11 protein-coding genes are annotated in these 18,089 nt (G+C 64.3%); 3 read left to right on the forward strand and 8 right to left on the reverse strand.

The window, feature by feature from the left end:
- Nucleotides 1-34 precede the first annotated feature (34 nt).
- The 3 genes from pyrH to rpsB all read right to left on the reverse strand — a co-directional run bounded on the left by pyrH (nucleotide 35) and on the right by rpsB (nucleotide 2,782).
- Nucleotides 35-748 (reverse strand): UMP kinase, encoded by a 714-nt coding sequence (pyrH, locus tag SB772_RS00405; protein ID WP_410831316.1) that lies wholly within the window; start codon nucleotides 746-748, stop codon nucleotides 35-37.
- A 206-nt stretch (nucleotides 749-954) separates the two neighbouring features.
- Complete coding sequence (gene tsf / locus SB772_RS00410) at nucleotides 955-1,836, reverse strand: translation elongation factor Ts (protein WP_410831803.1); 882 nt, start codon at nucleotides 1,834-1,836, stop codon at nucleotides 955-957.
- A 193-nt stretch (nucleotides 1,837-2,029) separates the two neighbouring features.
- Complete coding sequence (rpsB, locus tag SB772_RS00415; RefSeq protein WP_341315206.1) at nucleotides 2,030-2,782, reverse strand: 30S ribosomal protein S2; 753 nt, start codon at nucleotides 2,780-2,782, stop codon at nucleotides 2,030-2,032.
- 507 nt (nucleotides 2,783-3,289) lie between these two features.
- On the opposite strand from rpsB, the gene map reads away from it, so the two are divergent.
- From map to SB772_RS00430, 3 genes are read left to right on the forward strand one after another with little or no spacing between them, the layout of a single operon-like run.
- Entirely contained in the window at nucleotides 3,290-4,099 is an 810-nt protein-coding gene (gene map / locus SB772_RS00420; RefSeq protein ID WP_410831318.1) for a type I methionyl aminopeptidase, read from the forward strand.
- Between the two features lie 31 nt (nucleotides 4,100-4,130).
- Entirely contained in the window at nucleotides 4,131-6,710 is a 2,580-nt protein-coding gene (locus SB772_RS00425; protein ID WP_410831320.1) for a [protein-PII] uridylyltransferase, read from the forward strand.
- A 6-nt stretch (nucleotides 6,711-6,716) separates the two neighbouring features.
- Nucleotides 6,717-8,732: a pseudouridine synthase gene (locus SB772_RS00430; protein WP_410831322.1), complete on the forward strand. Its 2,016-nt coding sequence runs from the start codon at nucleotides 6,717-6,719 to the stop codon at nucleotides 8,730-8,732.
- A gap of 108 nt (nucleotides 8,733-8,840) precedes the next feature.
- On the opposite strand, the gene def is transcribed toward SB772_RS00430, so the two are convergent.
- The 5 genes from def to SB772_RS00455 form a co-directional block, all read right to left on the reverse strand.
- Nucleotides 8,841-9,374: a peptide deformylase gene (gene def, locus SB772_RS00435; protein WP_410831324.1), complete on the reverse strand. Its 534-nt coding sequence runs from the start codon at nucleotides 9,372-9,374 to the stop codon at nucleotides 8,841-8,843.
- Nucleotides 9,371-11,437: an NAD-dependent DNA ligase LigA gene (ligA, locus tag SB772_RS00440; protein WP_410831326.1), complete on the reverse strand. Its 2,067-nt coding sequence runs from the start codon at nucleotides 11,435-11,437 to the stop codon at nucleotides 9,371-9,373. Before ligA ends, def begins: the two co-directional genes overlap by 4 nt.
- 189 nt (nucleotides 11,438-11,626) lie before the next feature.
- Nucleotides 11,627-12,898, reverse strand: a complete 1,272-nt coding sequence (locus tag SB772_RS00445; protein ID WP_410831328.1) for a cell division protein ZipA C-terminal FtsZ-binding domain-containing protein — start codon at nucleotides 12,896-12,898, stop codon at nucleotides 11,627-11,629.
- A gap of 117 nt (nucleotides 12,899-13,015) precedes the next feature.
- Nucleotides 13,016-16,534, reverse strand: a complete 3,519-nt coding sequence (gene smc / locus SB772_RS00450; protein ID WP_410831329.1) for a chromosome segregation protein SMC — start codon at nucleotides 16,532-16,534, stop codon at nucleotides 13,016-13,018.
- Nucleotides 16,535-16,682: 148 nt separating this feature from the next.
- Nucleotides 16,683-17,681, reverse strand: a complete 999-nt coding sequence (locus tag SB772_RS00455) for a DMT family transporter (protein ID WP_410831330.1) — start codon at nucleotides 17,679-17,681, stop codon at nucleotides 16,683-16,685.
- Nucleotides 17,682-18,089 lie beyond the last annotated feature (408 nt).

Below are 18,089 nucleotides of genomic sequence, written 5' to 3' on the forward strand. Positions count from 1 at the left end.
CTCGCGTCAAAGCCCACGTTATGTGAACGAGAGTTTACACGTGGACGAGGGTGCCCTCGTCCTCGCCTAGTACGATGCGCTTGAGCGCGCCCGGCTTGACGATCGAAAACACCCGGATCGGCAGCTTCTGGTCACGGCACAGCGCAAATGCCGTGGCGTCCATCACCTGCAGATTGCGGCCGATCGCTTCGTCGAAGCTGATCGTGGTGTAACGGGTCGCGCTCGGGTCCTTCTTGGGATCGGCCGAATAGACGCCGTCCACCTTGGTGGCTTTCAGCACGACTTCCGCGCCGACTTCCGCGCCGCGCAGCGCGGCAGCGGTGTCGGTGGTGAAGAACGGGTTGCCGGTGCCGGCCGCGAAAATCACGACTTTGCCTTCTTCGAGCTGGCGAATCGCGCGCGGGCGGATGTACGGCTCGACCACCTGGTCCATGCGCAGCGCGGATTGCACGCGCGCTTCGATGCCGGCGTGGCGCATTGCGTCCTGCAGCGCCAGCGCGTTCATCATCGTGGCCAGCATGCCCATGTAGTCGGCCGTCGCACGATCCATGCCTGCTGCGCCGCCCGCGACGCCGCGGAAAATATTGCCGCCGCCGATCACCACGGCCAACTGCGTGCCGAGCCGGACCACTTCGGCCATGTCCGCTACCATTCGTTCGATGGTCGCGCGATTGATGCCGAAGGCATCGTCGCCCATCAGAGCTTCGCCGGAGAGTTTTAGCAGGACGCGTTTATAGGCAGTGGGCATAGGGATATCCGATCGCGCAGAATAGGACAACAACGTGGAACTGTAGGGGTGAAATGCTGATTCGGGCAAGCGCCGCCAAATTGACGAACTTCGAGGTTCGCCAGCGGCGGCTGCGTGGCGAGGGTCAACCCGCGCGCAGCCTTGCGGCGCTGCCGACCGCGGCAAAGTCTTGCTACGCCGCGGGTCCAACGGTACTGCGGTGATGCTTATTGTTGCTTTGCAGCAGCGACTTGAGCGGCCACTTCGGCTGCGAAGTCGTCCTGCTTCTTCTCAATGCCTTCGCCGACCACGAACAGCGCGAACTTCTGCACGCTCGAGTTGCCGGCCTTCAGCATCTGTTCGATCGTCTGCTTGTCGTTCTTAACGAACGTCTGGTTCAGCAGCGACACTTCCTTCAGGTACTTCTGCACGCTGCCGTCGACCATTTTGGCGACGATTTCAGCCGGCTTGCCCGATTCAGCAGCCTTCTGTTCAGCGATGCTGCGTTCCTTGGAGATCAGATCCGCCGGGACGTCGTCCGACGACAGCGAGACCGGCTTCATTGCGGCAATATGCATGGCCACGTCCTTGCCGATCTGCTCGTCAGCGCCGGTGTACTCGACCAGCACGCCGATACGCGTGCCGTGCAGGTACGCTGCCAGCTTGTTCGAGGTTTCGAAACGCACGAAACGGCGGATCGACAGGTTTTCACCAATCTTGCCGACCAGCGCCAGACGCACTGCGTCGACCGTCGAGCCATCCAGCGCCAGCGCCGACAGAGCAGCGACGTCAGCAGGGTTTTGCGTAGCAACCAGCTCGGCGATCGTCTTCGAGAAAGCCAGGAAGTCGTCGTTCTTCGAAACGAAGTCGGTTTCGCAGTTCAGTTCGACCAGCGAACCAGCATTGCCGCCGATGAACGATGCGACCACGCCTTCGGCCGTCACACGCGACGCCGCCTTGCTCGCCTTGTTGCCCAACTTCACGCGCAGCAGTTCTTCAGCACGCGCCATGTCGCCTTCGGCTTCCGTCAGCGCCTTCTTGCATTCCATCATCGGCGCGTCGGTCTTCGCGCGCAGTTCTGCAACCATGCTTGCGGTAATTGCCGCCATCATTTGCTCCTTGAGTTCCGTCTGTCACACGCCGCCCGGACTTCGATACCGGCGGCAAGAATTCGTTTCAGCGTTGCGCATATTTTTTACGAACAACGCTGCGGGCACCGTTCGCGACGCCCAACTACAGTGTCGCGGCTTAAAAAAAGGGGGCCTGTAGAAAGCCCCCTTTTTTGCCGGACACGGGGCAACTTTACGCTTCCCCGTTGACCTCGACGAACTCGTCGCCGTCGCCGCCACGGGCAGCTTGCACCACTTCGTTGACCGCGTTCGCACGGCCTTCGAGGATCGCGTCAGCCACGCCAGCCGTGTACAGAGCGACAGCCTTGCTGGCGTCGTCGTTACCCGGGATCACGTAGTCGATGCCTTCCGGCGAGTGGTTCGTGTCGACCACGGCGATGACCGGCACGCCGAGCTTGTTAGCTTCGGTGACGGCAATCTTGTGGTAGCCGACGTCGACCACGAAGATCGCGTCCGGAATACCGCCCATGTCCTTCACGCCGCCGATCGATTTTTGCAGCTTGAGCATTTCGCGTTCGAACAGCAGCGCTTCTTTCTTGCTCATGCGTTCGGTTTCGCCTGCTTCCAGCGCCGCTTCCATGTCCTTCAGGCGCTTGATCGACACTTTCAGCGTCTTGAAGTTGGTCAGCATGCCGCCGAGCCAGCGTGCGTTGACGTACGGCATGCCAGCGCGCTGCGCCTCTTCAGCGATCGTGTCGCGCGATTGACGCTTCGTGCCGACAAACAGGATCGTGCCGCGATTCGCTGCCAGTTGACGCGCGTACTTCAGCGCGTCGTTGTACATCGGCAGCGTCTTTTCGAGGTTGATGATGTGAATCTTGTTGCGATGACCGAAAATGAAGGGAGCCATCTTCGGGTTCCAGAAGCGCGTTTGGTGACCGAAGTGGACACCGGCTTCCAGCATTTGACGCATGGTAACTGCCATGAAATTCTCCGCGAGGGTTGGGTCTTAAGCCGGCTGCCGTATCGGCCGCATCAGCCTTTCCAGCTGAATGCGACGGACACCCTGGGTGCGCCGGCTTGCGAGTCTGCTGCCTTGGATACTCCGATACTCCTTTCGCTCGTGGCGCAGGCAACTATCGCCATGAGCGGCCTTCCCTTCCCTCTCACCGCACAACTTACTTACTGCAAGCGAGAACAAAGATCGACTTAGCCAGAAATTATAGCACGTGACTATCGGCCGACTCAACCTGCGCGGTAGCTCCCGTTTGCCGCAGCCGGGTTGCACCTGCCCTCTCTTGCCGTCGGCACCGATACGATTGAAGACGCGCTTCGGTCCGCGTCAGTGCAAACCAGCCTCGCCGTCGCACCCGAGGCACCCAAAACAGTCCGGGAACACAGCCGCAAAGCGCGCCGACGCTATCGCAAAAGCCTGCGGCGGCGGGAATATGGTGCGATAATCCCACAATAAATCGCATTTCAGGCCCGGCTCATGGCTATTACCATCAAAAACGAACACGATATCGCGCAAATGCGCGTCGCCTGCAAGCTCGCAAGCGAAGTGCTCGACTACATCACGCCGTTCGTCACGGCCGGCATCACGACCGGGGAACTCGACCGGCTGTGTCACGAATACATGCTTAAGGAACAGGGCACGATTCCGGCGCCGCTGAATTACCAGCCGCCTGGCTACCCGCCTTATCCGAAAGCGACCTGCATCTCGGTCAACGACGTGATCTGCCACGGCATTCCGGGCGACAAGACGCTGAAGAACGGCGATGCGCTGAACATCGACGTCACCGTGATCAAGGAAGGCTATTTCGGCGACACCAGCCGGATGTTCATCGTCGGCGAAGGGTCGATCATGGCCAAACGCCTCGTGCAAACCACCTTCGAATGCATGTGGCTCGGTATCGACCAGGTGCGCCCGGGCGCCCATTTGGGCGACATCGGCTACGCAATCCAGAAGCATGCGGAAGCGCAGGGCTACAGCGTGGTGCGGGAATACTGCGGCCACGGCATCGGCACGGTGTTCCACGAAGATCCGCAGATTCTGCACTACGGCCGTCCAGGCACGGGGCTCGAACTGCAAACAGGCATGATCTTCACGATCGAGCCGATGATCAACGCCGGCCGTCGCGATATTCGCACCATGCCGGACCAGTGGACCGTCAAGACCAAGGACCGCAGCCTGTCGGCGCAGTGGGAACACACGATTCTCGTTACGGAAACCGGCTATGACGTGCTGACCGTCTCCGCCGGCACGCCCGCGCGTCCGCCGGTCGCGACCGCCACGGCCTGACTGCTTTGCGCCCCCACTCGCCCGCCTGCCAATGAGTAGTGTTCCAGCCGTCGCCCAATTCCACGCCACGTCGCTCAAGGCGGACTACAAAGTGGCCAAAGCCCAGTTGCTGGAACGTTTCAAGACGGCCACCAACGTCGATGCGCTGATGGCGGCCCTCGCGCGCGCCACCGACGAGTCGCTGCGCGCCGCCTGGAACACCTGCGAACTGCCGTCCGAGCTGGCACTGCTGGCCGTCGGCGGCTATGGGCGGGGCGAGCTCGCGCCGCATTCGGACATCGACATCCTTGTCCTGCTACCGGATGCGCCGATCGCGCATCTCGAAGCGCGCATCGAACGCTTCATCAGCCTCGCGTGGGATCTGGGGCTGGAACTCGGCAGCAGCGTGCGCAGCGTCTCGCAGTGTCTCGAAGAAGCCGCCAACGACGTCACCGTACGCACGTCGCTGCTCGAAGCGCGGCGCATCACCGGTAGCGCCCCGCTGTTCGACGACTTCGCGCGGCGTTACCGCGAAGCGCTCGACCCGCGCGCATTTTTCCAGGCGAAAGTACTGGAAATGCGCCAGCGGCACGCCAAGTTTCAGGACACGCCGTACGCGCTCGAGCCGAACATCAAGGAAAGCCCGGGCGGCCTGCGCGACCTGCAGCTGATTCTGTGGATCACCCAGGCGGCCGGTTTCGGCAGCAGTTGGCGCGAACTCGAAGCGCGCGGCCTGATTACCGAGCGCGAGGCGCGCGAACTGCGCCGCAACGAAGGTTTCCTGAAAGCGCTGCGCGCCCGGCTGCACGTGACCGCGGGGCGCCGCCAGGACATTCTGGTGTTCGATCTGCAAACGCCGGTGGCCGAAAGCTTCGGCTACAAGCCGACCGCCACCAAGCGCGCCAGCGAACAGCTGATGCGCCGCTACTACTGGTCGGCCAAGGCCGTCACGCAGCTCGCGACGATCCTGATCCAGAACATCGAAGCGCAACTCTTCCCCAGCACGAGCGGCATTACGCGCGTGCTGTCGGATCGCTTTGTCGAGAAGCAAGGCATGCTGGAGATCGCCAGCGACGACGTGTTCGAACGCGAACCGAATGCGATTCTCGAAGCCTTCCTGCTGTACGAACAGACGCCGGGCGTGAAAGGCTTGTCGGCGCGCACGCTGCGCGCGATCTACAACGCCCGCGAAGTGATGGATCAGCACTGGCGGCGCGACCCGGAAAACCGGCGGCTGTTCATGGATATCCTCAAGCAACCGGCCGGCATCACGCACGCGCTGCGGCTGATGAACCAGACCAGCGTGCTCGGGCGCTATCTGCTGAATTTCCGGCGCATCGTCGGACAGATGCAGCACGACCTGTATCACGTGTACACGGTCGACCAGCACATCCTGATGGTGCTGCGCAACCTGCGCCGTTTCGCGGTGGCCGAGCATGCGCATGAATATCCGTTCTGCAGCCAGTTGATCGCCAACCTGGACCGGCCGTGGGTGTTGTACGTGGCGGCGCTGTTTCACGATATCGCCAAGGGCCGCGGCGGCGATCACTCGGTGCTCGGCATGGCCGACGCTCGGCGCTTTTGCCGCAATCACGGCATCGAGGGCGACGACGGCGAACTGGTCGTCTGGCTGGTCCAGCAGCATCTGACCATGAGTCAGGTCGCGCAGAAGCAGGACACGAGCGACCCCGAGGTCATCAAGCGGTTTGCCGAACTGGTCGGCACCGAGCGGCGCCTGACGGCGCTTTACCTGTTGACCGTCGCCGACATTCGCGGCACCAGCCCGAAAGTCTGGAATACGTGGAAAGCCAAGCTGCTCGAGGATCTCTATCGAGCGACACTGGCGGTGCTCGGCGGCGCACGGCCCGACGCGCACTCGGAACTCAAGTCGCGTCAGGAAGAGGCGCTCGCGTTGCTGCGCCTCGAAACCGTGCCGGAAGGCGCACAAAAGGCGCTGTGGAACGAGCTGGACATCGGCTATTTTCTGCGCCACGACGCAGCGGATATCGCGTGGCAAACCCGTGTGCTGTGCCGCCATGTCGAAACCGCGGCGCCGATCGTGCGCGCCCGGCCGGCGCCGATCGGCGAGGCGCTCCAGGTGCTGGTTTATGTGAAAGACCAGCCCGACCTGTTCGCCGGCATTTGTGCTTATTTCGACCGCAACGGTCTATCGGTGCTCGATGCGCGGGTCAGTACGACCCGTCACGGGTACGCGCTCGATAATTTCCTCGTCGCGCATACCGAAGAAGACGTGCATTATCGCGATATTGCCAATCTGGTCGAACAGGAACTGACCGCACGCCTGACGGGCGACGGCACTCTGCTGCCGGGGCCGTCGAAAGGCCGTCTGTCGAGGCTGTCGCGGACCTTCCCTGTTACGCCGCGCGTCGATCTCCGGGCCGACGAGCGCGGCCAATATTACATCCTGTCCGTGTCTGCGAACGACCGGCCGGGCCTTCTTTATTCGATCGCGCGCGTGCTGGCCGAGCACCGGGTCGGCGTCTCTTCGGCGCGGATCAATACGCTCGGCGAACGCGTCGAAGACGTGTTCCTGCTGAATGGACACGGTCTGTCGGACAACCGCCTGCAAATTCAGGTCGAGACCGAACTGCTGCGCGCGATTGCAGTGTGAGATTTCATGCGAGTCAAATTAACAGCCAAGCACCCGCGGCCGGCTTCGTCCGAACGCGCCCCTGTCCGTACCGGAAGCACATCGGCGCGTAAGCAGACGCGCCCGGCCGGACCGAAGCCGTCGACGCCGAGTTTTAGCGGGGCGCGGGGTGAAGGCGCTGGAGCAACGGCGAGTGGCGGCAAGCGGCCGGCTGGCAAGCCAGCGGGCGCCGGCGCGCGACCGGCACGGGCAGAAGGGTCTTTTTCGCGTGAGCGGGATGCGGGTGGTCCTGGCGCAGCGCGCCGGCCGACGTCGGATCGGCCGCCGCGGCGTGAGGGTGCAGGTGGTGCGCCACGCCGGGGGGACGGTGAACGTGGTGAACGCGCGCCGCGTCGGTTCGAAGAGAGTGCCGACCGTAGCGAACGTGCACCTCGTCGGTTTGAAAGCAGCGCGGATCGCAGTGAACACGCTCCGCGACGCACAGCGGGTGAGCGCGGCGAACGTGCCCCGCGCCGCGCTGAAGGCGAACGCGGCCAAGGCGCGCCACGCCGCTTCGAAGGCAGCGGCGATCGTAGTGAACGGGCCCCACGGCGTTTCGAAGGTGGTGCGGACCGCAGTGATCGCGCCCCTCGTCGCACCGACAGCGAGCGTTCTGAGCGCGCGCCCCGCCGCTTCGAAGGCAGCGCGAACCGTAGCGAAGGTGCCCCGCGCAGTTTCGAAGGCAACCGCGCGCCGCGTCGTGACGAGGGCGAGCGCCGCTCGTTCGGCGGTGCCCGCCCGGGCGCAGGCCGTCCGTCGGAAGGCGGACCGCGCCGTGAGCGCGACGCATCCGATCGGCCGCGCTTTGGCAGCGACCGCGGTACCCCGCAAGAGCGCCGCACTGGCGAGCGCCCGCCGCGCAGCGACAGCGCACCGCGCCGTTTCGACGGCGAGCGTGGCGCTTCGAACCGTGGCGAGCGCACCTTCTCCAAACCCGTCAAAAGCGGCTATGGCGACCGCACGGACCGTTCAGCCCGTGAACCACGCGACGACCGTGGCGACCGGGCACCCGCAAAACGCGAATTCGGCGACCGCCCGGCGCGTGGCGAACGCGGCGAACGCACGGAACGTAGCGACCGCCCGGCACGCAGCTTCGACAAAACGCTGCCGGCGGCCGCGCGCCGTTTCGGCGACAACGATCGCCCGGCACGCGCCGACAAGCCGCGCGGCCCGTCACACTCAATTAAAGCCGAACGCGACGCGGTAGCCGCGCCGCGCACGCCGCGTCGCGATTACGAAGACGCGCCGGGCACCCTGCGCCTGTCGAAGCTAATGTCCGAACTCGGCCTGTGCTCGCGCCGGGAAGCCGACGAATGGATCGAAAAAGGCTGGGTGCTGGTCGACGGCGAGCGGATCGACACGCTCGGCACCAAGGTGCGTCCGGATCAGCGTATCGAGATCGACCCTGCCGCCGAGGCCGCGCAAGCGAGCCAGGTGACCGTCCTGATCCATAAGACCATTGGCTTCGTGTCAGGCCAGGCGGAAGACGGTTATCAGCCGGCCATCACGCTGGTTACGCCGGAAAACCGCTGGGAAGGCGACCGCTCGGACATTCGTTTCTCCGTTGCGCATCTGCGCCAACTCGCGCCGGCCGGACGCCTTGACATCGATTCGACGGGCTTGCTGGTCCTGACGCAGGACGGCCGCATTGCCAAGCAGCTGATCGGTGGCCATTCGGAGATCGACAAGGAGTATCTGGTGCGCGTGTCGTACGGCGAGCACACCACCGATGTCGAAACTCACTTCCCGCCCGAAAGCCTCGCGCTGCTGCGCCACGGCCTGTCGCTCGACGACGTGCCGCTGAAGCCGGCCATGGTCAGCTGGCAGAACGGCGAGCAGTTGCGTTTCGTGCTGCGCGAAGGCAAGAAGCGCCAGATCCGCCGGATGTGCGATCTGGTCGGCCTCGAAGTGGTCGGTCTGAAGCGCGTGCGGATGGGTCGTGTGCTGCTGGGCGCGTTGCCGCCTGGGCAATGGCGCTACTTGTCGCCGGACGAGTCGTTTTGACGCCAGGCGCTTGAGGCTCGCCAAATATAAAAACCCACGCAAAAGCGTGGGTTTTTTATTCTCCAGCAGCGTCGATGAACGAACTGCCACCGGACAAAAAAGGCCGCATCAATCGTCGGTACCCAGGTCCATATCCGGAAACAGAACTTCCGTGAAGCCGAACTGCGAGAAATCGGTAATCCGCATCGGATACAGCTTGCCGATCAGGTGATCGCACTCGTGTTGCACGACGCGCGCGTGGAAACCTTCAGCGACGCGATCGATCGGCTTACCGTACTGATCGAAGCCGTGATACCGGATCATCGAAAACCGGCTGACCGCGCCCCGCAGTCCCGGCACAGACAGGCAGCCTTCCCAGCCCTCTTCCATATCCAGCGACACGGGCGTGACGGTCGGATTGATCAGCACCGTCTCCGGCACCGGCGGCGCGTCCGGATAGCGCTCGTTGTGCCCGAAGCCGAAGATCACCACCTGCAGATCGACGCCGATCTGCGGCGCGGCCAGGCCTGCGCCGTTGGCGTCGTGCATCGTCTCGAACATATCCTTCACGAGTTCATGCAGTTCGAGGGTGTCGAAGTGATCGACCGGATTGGCAATGCGCAAAAGGCGCGGATCGCCCATCTTGAGAATTTCGCGGATCATAACTGCCCCTCCAGGAGCTTACGCATACCATCTTCGTCGAGTACGGGGATGCCGAGTTCCTCCGCCTTCGCCAACTTGCTGCCGGCTTCGGTGCCGGCCACCACGTAATCGGTCTTCTTCGACACCGAACTGGCCACCTTCGCACCCGCCGCTTCGAGCATTTCCTTCGCCTCTTCGCGGGCGAGCGTCGGCAAGGTGCCGGTCAGCACGACCGTCTTACCTGCCAGTATGCCTTGCGGCGCCTTCGGCGCGGGCGGCCCTTCTGTCCATGTGACCTTGCCGGGCGCACGCAGTTGCTCGATCACCGTGCGGTTGTGCTCTTCGGCGAAGAACTGATGAATCGACTCGGCGACCACGGGTCCGACATCGTTCACCTCCAGCAATGCTTCGACCGACGCATTCATGATCGGATCCAGCGAACCGAAATGCCTGGCCAGATCTTTCGCCGTCGATTCGCCGACGTGGCGGATGCCGAGCGCGTAGATAAAGCGCGCCAGCGTGGTGTGTTTGGCTTTTTCGAGCGAATCGAGCAGATTCTGCGCGGACTTCTCGGCGAAACGGTCGAGTTCGGCGAGCGTCGCAAAGCCGAGGTTGAACAGATCAGCCGGCGTGCGCACCAGGCTCTCATCGACCAGTTGGTCGATGATTTTCTCGCCGAGCCCGTCGATATCCAGCGCGCGACGCTGCGCGAAGTGCCAGAGCGCCTGCTTGCGCTGCGCGGGACAGAACAGGCCGCCCGTGCAGCGTGCAATCGCCTCGTCCGGCAGCCGCTCGATGCTCGAGCCGCACACCGGACATTGCGTCGGCATGACGAACTCGCGGGCATCGTCCGGGCGGCGGTCGAGTAGCGCGCTCACCACCTCCGGAATCACGTCGCCGGCACGCCGTACGATCACCGTATCGCCGATACGAATGTCTTTGCGACGCACTTCGTCTTCGTTGTGCAAAGTCGCGTTCGTCACCGTCGCGCCGCCGACGAAAACCGGTTCGAGCCGCGCGACCGGCGTAATCGCGCCGGTGCGGCCGACCTGCACGTCGATCGCGACGAGTTTGGTGAGCGCTTCCTGCGCGGGGAATTTGTGCGCCAATGCGAAACGCGGCGCGCGCGACACGAAACCGAGCGCGTCCTGCTCATCGCGCCGGTTGACCTTGTAGACCACGCCGTCGATGTCGTACGGCAAGCTATCGCGCTTCTCGCCCACCGCATGGAAAAAACCCAGCAGGCCATCCGCGCCTTGCACCACCGCCCGCTCGCCGTTGACCGGCAAGCCGAGTTCCTTGTACCAGTCGAGCAGTTCGCTGTGCGTGGCCGGCATTTCGATGCCTTCGAGCACGCCGATTCCATACGCGAAAAACGACAGCGGCCGCTGTGCGGTGATCTTCGAATCGAGTTGCCGCAGACTGCCTGCCGCGGCATTGCGCGGGTTGGCAAATTCCTTTTGCCCGGCGGCCCGCTGACGTTCGTTCAGACGCTCGAAATCGCGCTTGAACATCAGCACTTCGCCGCGCACGTCGAGCACCTGCGGCACGCGTTTGCCTTTGAGCTTCAACGGAATGGAGCGGATCGTGCGGACGTTTTCGGTGACGTTCTCGCCGGTGGCGCCGTCGCCACGCGTGGCCGCCTGCACGAAAGCGCCGTCGACATAACGCAGCGAAATGGCGAGGCCATCGAACTTCAACTCTGTCGCGTAGTCGACTGGCACCGGCGGCTCGCTCGCATTCTTGCCGAGCGCATCGCCCACGCGTTTGTCGAACGCAACGATGTCTTCATCCGCAAATCCGTTGTTCAGCGACAGCATCGGCTGGTCGTGCACGACCGGCTCGAATCCGCTCGCCGCCTCGCCGCCCACACGCTGGGTGGGCGAATCCGGCACGATCAGGTCCGGATGCTCCGACTCGATCTGTTGCAGCTCCTTGAAGAGCTTGTCGTATTCCGCATCCGGCAAGTCCGGCTGGTCGAGCACGTAGTACGCGTAGTTGGCGCGTTCGAGTTCCGCGCGCAGCCACGCGGCCCGCTCTGCCGGAGCGCTGGTTGCTGGATTTGGGACGGAGGGTCGGGCCATGCTGTCGGAAGATTCTTCGATGAAATTCAGACATTGGATTATCGCAGGAAAGCGTGCCCCTTTACATCGGCCGAATGGCCAGTTTCGCGCGTTCGCCAATCCTGCAAAGCGTCACGTGAAAGCGCCGCCCCAAAACGCCGACGGCCGCACATCGTGCGGCCGCCGGGTACAACATGAAACTCAGAAACGTTACTGGCTGAAGAGGCGCCGCGTGGCGGGCGAACCGGCCGGGATGCCGGCCTGCTCAAGCTTCGCGTACAGCGTCATCAACTGCTTTTCGATTGCCAGCAGCGCGGCTTCCGGCAACGGACGCCGGCCGTCGTCGACCACCCGCCCGCCGATGCGCTCGGCCAACGATTTCGCGTAATCGCACATCAGACGGAACGGCAGGATGTCCTCATCTGCCACCGGCACGTCGAGCACCAGCGTGATCATCTGACCGCCCTTGTACGTGAGGTCGTCGCGCAGGAAGTTGGTATCGCCGAATTGCAGCATGAACACCGGGCTCTGCTTCGCGTCGAGCTTGACGAAGCGCGTGCCGTCGCGCGACAGCAGCAAGCCGTCCTGCGAAGCCACCGCCTGCACGTAGTTGGCCGACCACGGCGCGCCGTCGGAGAGCACGTTGATCGACAGTTGCGCGTCGCACTGGGCGGCAAAGCCGTCGAGTTCGCGCGCCATCGCGACCGTTTCGAGCATGTCGGGGAATTCCGGCGACGCGTCGAGCGCATCGGCAAACTGCTGGACGCCGGTCACGAACTCCGAAAACTCCAGTTCATTGAGCGCGCCGCTGCGATTGGCCAACTGCGCGGCCGCGCGCAGCTCTTCGTAGCGCGCACCGTTTTGCAGCAGTTCCCACGCGCCGCCTTCGAGCTTGCCTTCGATATGCACCGGCTTGCTGCCGGCGCGGCGCAGACGCTGCGCGAGCGGAATCACCTTGTCGCCGGCCACCGGGCCATTCAGGCGAATCGGCACGATGCAGTCGATGCGCCGATCGACGATAGCCGGCGGCGCCGACGAAATCGTCGTGGCGGCGGGCAGGACCGGTTCGTTGCGCTTGTCCGCTTTGGCGGCCTTGCCAGCTTCAACTGCTTCGCCACCTTCGGCAGCAGCCATACCTTCGGCTTCGGGATAGCCGTTCGGCGTAATCGTCTCGGCCTGGATATCGGCCGGTGTGTCGAGCGGCGCAGCCGTTGCACCGAAAGTCGGCTCGACGCGCGCCGCCGCTGTTTCCGCGGCCGCATCGGGACCCACCACCGGCTCGCGGCGGGTGGTCGGCCGGGCCGGCTCGATGAACGGGCTCTGTTCCTGCTGATCGTCCCGCGCGCTGCTTTCAGCCGCGTCGGCCGGCATCGGCCGCGGCATCTTGCGGCGCACTTTCGCACCCTGCCACGCGTTGTACGCGACCACGCCACCGACCACCACGGCGCCCGCGCCGATCAAACCGAGTGTCAACTCGTCCATGCATGCTCCATCAGCAATTCTTCTGTCTGCGCGGCTCTGCGCCCGCTCCACGTATCGCGCGGCCGACGGCCGCCGCGGTGAACGCGGACGCCCACGATGCTCAACTTCAACGATAACTTAAACGATATTCTGGGCGAAACCGGCGGCCGTTTCCATGTCGACGGCAACGATCCGCGACACGCCCTGCTCCTGCATGGTCACGCCGATCAGCTGCTGCGCCATTTCCATCGCGATCTTGTTGTGCGAAATGAACAGGAACTGGGTCTTGTCCGACATCGCGCGCACGAGGTTCGCGAAGCGTTCCGTGTTGGCGTCGTCGAGCGGTGCGTCCACTTCGTCGAGCAGACAGAACGGCGCGGGATTCAGCTGGAACATCGCAAACACCAGCGCGGTGGCGGTCAGCGCCTTCTCGCCGCCCGACAGCAGGTGAATCGTCGAATTCTTCTTGCCCGGCGGCTGCGCCATCACCTGCACGCCGGCGTCGAGAATTTCGTCGCCGGTCATGATCAGCCTGGCCTGGCCACCGCCGAAGAGACGCGGGAACAGTTCGCCGAAATGACGGTTCACTTCGTCGAAGGTGCCTTGCAGCAGCGTACGCGTTTCGCCGTCGATCTTGCGGATGGCGTCTTCCAGCGTTTCGATCGCGTTGGTCAGGTCGGCCGATTGCGAGTCGAGGAACGTCTTGCGCTCGCTTGCCGCCTTCAGTTCGTCCAGCGCGGCCATGTTGACCGGACCGAGCGCGGCGATCGCGTTGTTGATCCGCGTGACTTCGCCTTGCAGGTACGACGGCTTCATGTCCGGCGTGAGCTTGGCCTGCAATTCGGCTTCATCCACGCCGGCCGCGGCCAGCTGCTCGATGAACTGCTCGCCGTTCAGGCGTGCGGCCTGCTCCTTCAGCTGCAATTCGTTGATGCGCTCGCGCAGCGGCTGCAACGCACGCTCGGCGCTCAGACGGGTTTCGTCAGCGGCGCGCAGTTTGGCGGTCAGATCGTCGAGTTCGAGGCGTGCGGCATGCAGCGCTTCTTCCTTGACCGCGCGGATATCGAGCGCATCCTGCAAACCGGTGTGCGCGGTCTGTTCGTTGATCGTTTCCAGCTCGGCACGCGCATCTTCCAGCGACGCGGCCACGCGTTCGCTCTGCTCATGCGCGACCTGGATGCTGCGCTTCAATTCGTCGATGCGGTTCGCCATGTTGCGCGCGGCAAAGCGGGCGTCGGTGGCGGCACGGTCGAGATCGCGCGATTGTGCGCGTGCGGCGGTGAGTTCTTCGTCGAGCGCTTCGAAGGCCATCTGGTGATCTTCAAAACGCGCCTGCAATTCGGCGAGTTCCGCGTCGTGGCGCTCGAAGTTCGCTTCCGACTCGGTACGCATCGCACGCTGCTCTTCGATCTGCGCGGTGATTTCTTCGAGTTCTTCGCGGATCTGCGTGCTGCGCTGCATGTAGCGCTCGTGCGCCTGCGTGAGCTTGAGCACGTCCATCTGCAATGCGTGGACACGTTGCGTTGCGCGCTCCGACTGCTGGCGCACGTCGGTCAGCGCTTGCGCAGCTTGCGTGTGCGCAGCTTCGGCGCGGATCGCGGCGGCCTTCGCTTCGTCGGCAAGCAATGCCTGCGCGCGCACCTGACGTGTCAGGTTTTCGATTTCCTGCTGACGGGCCAGCATCCCGGCCTGTTCGGAATCGGCCGCATACAGTTGCACGCCGACGCGCGTCACCACGTGGCCAGCCTTGACGACGAACGAACCGCCTTCCGGCAACTGCGAGCGCATCGCAAGCGCCTGCGCCAGATCGTCGGCGACGAACGCGAGGCCGAGCCAGTCGTTCAGCACCGCGCGCAGGCCGGCGTCGTCAATGCGAACCAGTGACAGCAGCGGGCGCAACGCGGGCGGCGTAGCGGCCGGCTGGCCGGCTACCGGCGGCGAATAGAACGCGAGCTTGGCGGGCGGCGCATCGGTGGCGAACGCCTTGACCCAGTCGAGGTTAGACACTTCCAGAGCGGCGAGCCGCTCGCGCAGCACCGCTTCGAGCGCGGTTTCCCAACCGGCTTCGACATGCAGCTTCTTCCACAGACGCGGCAGGCCGCTCAACTCGTGCTTTTCAAGCCACGGCTGGATCTTGCCTTCGGTCTGGACGTTTTCCTGCAACTGCTTGAGCGCGGCAAGCCGTGCGTCGAGCTGATGAATCTGCGCGCTTTCCGACTGCACGCGCTCCTGCGCGCTGCGCCGTTCGCCGTCGAGGCGCGGCAGCGTTTCCTGCGCGTCCGCCAAACGGACCTGGGCGTCGTGGAGAATTTCTTCGTGCTCGGCGAGCTGCATGCGCAGGTCTTCGAGCTGTGCTTCGTCGGGGGCATCCAGCCCGCCTGCTTCCGACTTCAAGCGCTCGTGACGCTGCTGCAACTGCTGCAATTGCTGATCGGCATTGCGCTGATGCGCGGCTTCGAGCTTCAGCGCCTGTTCGGTCTGTGCAATGCCGCCGCGCTCGGCGTTCAATTCCGTTTGTGCATCGCGCCAGCGCGCTTCGAGCGCCGGCATCGCGTCGTGCTTCGCGGCGGCTTCGTCTTCGGCCAGCGCGGCTTTTTCTTCGGCAACGGCGAGTTGTTCTTCGGCGTCTTCGAGATCGCCTTGCGCCTTTTCGGCCTGCGATTGCCACTGTTCGCGTTGCGCGCTCAGCGCAGCGATCTGCGCCTGCACGCGATTGCGCGACTCGACGATGAACTTGATCTCGGCTTCAAGGCGGCTGACTTCGGCGTTCGCCTCGTACAGCGCACCTTGCGCGCCCTGCATCGCGTCGCTCGCGGAGTAATGCGCGACGCGCAGCGTCTCGAGTTGCGCCTCGACTTCGCGGAGCTTCGCAGTCTGCGCCTCGAGGTCGATCTGCGCCTGTTCGATCGCGCGCTGCTGGCGTTCCTGCTCGCTGCCGGCTTCGTTCTTGCGCAACAGCCACAAGAGGCGCTGCTTCTCCTCGCCGTCGCTCTGCAAATCCTTGTACCGGGTCGCGACGATCGCCTGCGCCTCGAGCTTCTCGAGATTCGAACCGAGTTCGCGCACGATGTCTTCGACCCGAGTCAGATTCTCGCGTGTGTCGTGCAGACGGTTCTCGGTTTCGCGGCGGCGTTCCTTGTACTTCGACACGCCGGCGGCTTCTTCGAGGAACACGCGCAGCTCTTCCGGCTTCGCCTCGATCAGGCGCGCGATCATGCCCTGCCCGATGATGGCGTAGGCGCGCGGCCCGAGGCCGGTGCCGAGGAAGATGTCCTGAATGTCGCGGCGGCGCGCCGGCAAGTTGTTGATGTAGTAGCTCGAAGTGCCGTCGCGCGTCAGCACGCGCTTGACGGCGATTTCGGCATACTGGCCCCACTGGCCGGCGGCACGGCCGTCGGCGTTGTCGAACACGAGTTCGACGCTGGCGCGGCTACCCGGCTTGCGCGCGGTCGAGCCATTGAAGATCACGTCCTGCATCGACTCGCCGCGCAGCTCGGAAGCGCGCGATTCGCCGAGCACCCAGCGCACGGCATCGATGATGTTGGACTTGCCGCACCCATTGGGACCGACCACGCCGACTAATTGGCCCGGAACCTGGAAATGCGTGGGATCGACGAATGACTTGAAGCCAGCGAGTTTGATCGAGGTCAGACGCACGGCGATATCGCTGATTGAAAAGGGAACATAAAGGTGGCTCGCGAAGGCTGCGCAAGCTGTTTGCCGATGCAGCAAAACGGCCCGTGAAGCCTCGCGAAACGTGCGCTCATCGCGCGCGGTTAAGCGCGCGTTAGCCAATGAGGGGCAATCATACCATCGCGCGCGGACGGTTCTGACGGTCCTTACGGTCTGCGTCGTGGCCGGTTCCTGGATCCATGCCGGGGCCTGCATCCTCTTTCGTCTGATCAACCGGGCCGGCCTTGGTCCGATGCACCCAACTGGACAATGCGGAGGCCAGCACGATGCACGCACCGCCCGCCCATTCGCGCGGGCCAGGCGTCTCGCCGGCAAAGAGCCACGCGGACAGGGCCGTGATCACGATCTCGAACAGCATGATGATCGACGCCCGATTGGCCGGCACGCGCGCGAGGCCGTACTGCACCAGCATATTGTTCGACGCCAGCAGAAAACCGAGGCCGAGCACGAGTAGCGCGGCCGTGCCGAGATGCCCGCCGGTGGGCGGCGCGGGCATCGCTTCGAACAGCGAGGCGCAGGCGCTGAACAGCGCCGCGCCGCCGAAGATCGTCGCGGTGCGCATTTCGGGCTTCATGTCAGGCAGCACGCGGCTCGTCTTGAGGATCAGCACGTTGCTCATCGCGAAACCCATGCCGCCGGCAAGGCCCGCACATTCGGCAAGATTGCCCGGCACCGGGATGCCCAGTTGCGGCGACCATAGCATCGTCATTGCGCCCGCCAGCGACAGCGCGGCCAACCCGGCCCCGGCCCACGTCAGCCGTTCACGCAGGATGAAGTGCGCGAACAGCGCGGTCCATGCGGGAGTGAGATAGAACAGCAGCAGCACGCGCATCACCTGGCCGTGGATCGAACCCCACACGAAACCGAGATTGGTGATGCCGGCTGCCAAAGCCAAGGCGGGCAGCAGCCAATGCCAGCGCACGGTTTTGAGTGCCCGATAGCGCACCAGCAGGACGAACAGGCAACCGGCGCCGCTCGTCAGCGCGCTTGCCGCCGTGCCGGTGACCCCGAGCGCGGCCAGCATGCGCAGCGGATACCAGATCATCCCCCACACCGATGCGCCCAGCATGATCGCGAGCGTCGGCCAACCGTTGCGAAGCCAGTTGGTCATGGCACGCTCCTTGCACCGACGCTGGCGGTGTTGCCGCCACGGACGACGGCGTCGTTGCGCCCGCTTCGTCCGGCTTGTGTCTCGATGATTGTTGTGACGTGCATCACTGCTCCTGCTTCCTTTCACGCGAACCGTCCGCGGTTCGCGTCGTTCCCGCTGCGGCGCACTGACTGCGCTGCCTGGCGGGTTGCACCGTATCCGGCGCGGCGCGGGCCGGCATGTCAGGCCAGCTGCGTGCACGGGGCATGGTCCCCGGGCTCGGCGCGTCCGGCTATGCGGTCCACGCCGGCCACGCCACGTCGGGCGCCCCACGCTCGGCGCGCCCCGCTATAATCAGCCACTCGCCGCCGCTGCCGCCCGTTTCGCATATTTCATGCGTTTGCCGCCAGCGCGCGTGCCCAGCTTCCC

It is taken from the genome of Paraburkholderia sp. SIMBA_030, assembly GCF_046535245.1.
Taxonomy (GTDB): domain Bacteria; phylum Pseudomonadota; class Gammaproteobacteria; order Burkholderiales; family Burkholderiaceae; genus Paraburkholderia.

What these genes read in the sequence shown, in the direction of transcription:
- map (WP_410831318.1), top strand. Translation starts at nt 3,290, where the DNA reads ATGGCTATTACCATCAAAAACGAACACGATATCGCGCAAATGCGCGTC.
- def (WP_410831324.1), bottom strand. Translation starts at nt 9,374, where the DNA reads ATGATCCGCGAAATTCTCAAGATGGGCGATCCGCGCCTTTTGCGCATT.
- SB772_RS00430 (WP_410831322.1), top strand. Translation starts at nt 6,717, where the DNA reads ATGCGAGTCAAATTAACAGCCAAGCACCCGCGGCCGGCTTCGTCCGAA.
- SB772_RS00445 (WP_410831328.1), bottom strand. Translation starts at nt 12,898, where the DNA reads ATGGACGAGTTGACACTCGGTTTGATCGGCGCGGGCGCCGTGGTGGTC.
- rpsB (WP_341315206.1), bottom strand. Translation starts at nt 2,782, where the DNA reads ATGGCAGTTACCATGCGTCAAATGCTGGAAGCCGGTGTCCACTTCGGT.
- pyrH (WP_410831316.1), bottom strand. Translation starts at nt 748, where the DNA reads ATGCCCACTGCCTATAAACGCGTCCTGCTAAAACTCTCCGGCGAAGCT.
- SB772_RS00455 (WP_410831330.1), bottom strand. Translation starts at nt 17,681, where the DNA reads ATGACCAACTGGCTTCGCAACGGTTGGCCGACGCTCGCGATCATGCTG.
- SB772_RS00425 (WP_410831320.1), top strand. Translation starts at nt 4,131, where the DNA reads ATGAGTAGTGTTCCAGCCGTCGCCCAATTCCACGCCACGTCGCTCAAG.
- ligA (WP_410831326.1), bottom strand. Translation starts at nt 11,437, where the DNA reads ATGGCCCGACCCTCCGTCCCAAATCCAGCAACCAGCGCTCCGGCAGAG.
- tsf (WP_410831803.1), bottom strand. Translation starts at nt 1,836, where the DNA reads ATGGCGGCAATTACCGCAAGCATGGTTGCAGAACTGCGCGCGAAGACC.